This is a genomic window from Stieleria tagensis, from assembly GCF_024129865.1.
GTDB lineage: Bacteria > Planctomycetota > Planctomycetia > Pirellulales > Pirellulaceae > Stieleria > Stieleria tagensis.
On the sequence record NZ_JAMYFE010000187.1, the window covers coordinates 1 to 2,088 of the forward strand.

The following is a 2,088-nucleotide window of genomic DNA, read 5'->3' on the forward strand; positions in this document are numbered from 1 at the left end:
CGACCATGACAGTGCTTTTTTAGACGTCGCCGGTGAGTTCTTCGTCGAACCACTGGTGACCGAACTCTTGTTGATAGTGGAATAGTCGGTTGCCGGCGACGCGCAGTCGGCGACTGACTTCACGCCCCAAGTTCATCATCACCATCGTGTATTGTTCCATGTCGAATTGGACCAATTTGCAGATCGCGCTGTAGGGGACGCGGATCGCCGTGCAGTCGGTTTCGGCGGTGACCGCGGCGAACCGGCGCTGCAAATCAATCAGTGACATTTCGCCGAAACAATCGCCCGGCCGGATCCGGGCCAGCACGATCTCTCGTCCTTGCCAACTCCGTTGGACCAGCGCTGTTCCCGACTTCAGCACGTACAAACAATCCCCGGCGTCGCCTTCGCGAAAGAAAAATTCGCCTGAGACGCGTTCAATTTCTTGCGATTGTTGAAGCACAAAACGGAGCGTTTCCGTCTTCAGCCCGCCGCAGATTGCGATCTTTTGAATCAGATCCGTTTTTTCAATCAACATCGATACAAGCTCTTCCACGGGGACAGCGGACTCGAGGACAGCGGGGCGCTAAATCGGCATCCAGGATGTCGCATTGTGATCGGCTTGTCAAAAAATTGATCGCTTTCCAGACACGCCCCTACGCCGCGGAAATTCTTGGCGGTGTTAAACTGGCCGCAACCGATCCTTTCACAATTGACCAAAAAGGCGTACCTATGCTTCGCAGTGTGTTGTTGACACTTGCCGTACTCTGTGTGTTCCAGTTTTCAGCGGGGGTTCCAGCAGTGGCCCAAAACTGGGCGCATTGGCGCGGCCCCACTGGAAATGGCAGCGCGTCCACAGGCCATCCGCCCACCACTTGGTCGCCCGAGAAAAACATCAAATGGAAAGTGCCTCTTCCGGGGCTCGGTTCCGGTTCGCCCGTGATTTGGAATGACCGCGTGTTTGTGGTCACTGCGGTCGCTGGTTCCGGAGATCGCAATCAAGCTCGATCGCAAACCCAACTGCAATTTAAAGTCCTGTGTTTCGACCGGTCGACGGGAAAGGAGCTATGGCAGCAAACGGCAACCACTGCGACGCCGCATCAGGAAACACACTCGACCAACGGCTATGCGTCCGCTTCGCCCTGTACCGACGGGCAACACGTTTATGCCCATTTTGGTTCCCGTGGATTGTACTGTTACACGATGGACGGCCAGCTGAAATGGAAACGCAATGATTTCGGCCAGATGATCACTCGACGCGGTTTTGGTGAAGGCAGTTCGCCGACGCTGGTCGGCAAGATGATCTTGGTGCCGTGGGATCACGAAGGCGATTCGGCGCTGTATGCACTCGACAAAGCGACCGGACAGACGATTTGGAAAACGCCACGTGACGAACCGTCTTGCTGGGCAACCCCGTTGGTGTTTGAGCACGCCGGTAAACAGCAGGTGGTGATGAACGGACAAAACTATGCCCGCAGCTATGACCTGGAAACGGGCAAGGAGTTGTGGCGCTGTAGCGGCCAGACCGAGCGTCCCGTGGCCTCGGCGGTTGCAGGTGACGGATTGGTGTACGTCACCAGCGGCTATCGCGGAGCATTCCTGGGCGCATTCCGCCCCGACGGCGCCGGTGACATTGAAGGCAGCAAACAGGTTGCCTGGACGATCCATCAGGACGCACCTGACATTGCATCGCCGCTATTGTCAGGCGGTCGGATCTATTTTCACAAAGGGAAAAGTGGCTTGCTCAGCTGTGTCGATGCCAAGACCGGGGAATTTCACTACCAAACCCAACGTCTGCCGAACATCAGCAACACCTATGCATCGCCGATGTCCGTGGCAGGCCACGTCTATTTAACCGGCCGCAGCGGGACCACCGTTGTGATCAAAGAGTCAGATCAATTGCAGATCGTCGCGGTCAATTCCGTCGGCGAAACGGTCGACGCCACTCCGGCACCGGCCGGTAATGAATTGTTCATCCGCGGCCAAGAACATTTATTCTGTATCGCTCAGTAGCGGCGTGACTTGCTAGCCAAGTGATCGTGTTGTGGTTGATTTTTTTGAAGTTTCGATTTTGCGTCAGGTATTGGTTTTTGGTAACCCGACGCGTGA

2 protein-coding genes are annotated in these 2,088 nt (G+C 55.8%); one reads left to right on the forward strand and one right to left on the reverse strand.

Going from position 1 to position 2,088, the window contains the following annotated elements; translation table 11 throughout:
- Positions 1–19: 19 nt before the first annotated feature.
- Positions 20–517, reverse strand: a complete 498-nt coding sequence (locus NHH03_RS27670; RefSeq protein WP_253161602.1) for a Crp/Fnr family transcriptional regulator — start codon at positions 515–517, stop codon at positions 20–22.
- A gap of 65 nt (positions 518–582) precedes the next feature.
- On the opposite strand from NHH03_RS27670, the gene NHH03_RS27675 reads away from it, so the two are divergent.
- Entirely contained in the window at positions 583–1,992 is a 1,410-nt protein-coding gene (locus tag NHH03_RS27675; RefSeq protein ID WP_253161603.1) for an outer membrane protein assembly factor BamB family protein, read from the forward strand.
- Positions 1,993–2,088 lie beyond the last annotated feature (96 nt).

Bases quoted from the DNA above. Each gene is read 5' to 3' on its own strand.
- NHH03_RS27670 (WP_253161602.1), bottom strand. From the start codon at position 517: ATGTTGATTGAAAAAACGGATCTGATTCAAAAGATCGCAATCTGCGGC.
- NHH03_RS27675 (WP_253161603.1), top strand. From the start codon at position 583: ATGTCGCATTGTGATCGGCTTGTCAAAAAATTGATCGCTTTCCAGACA.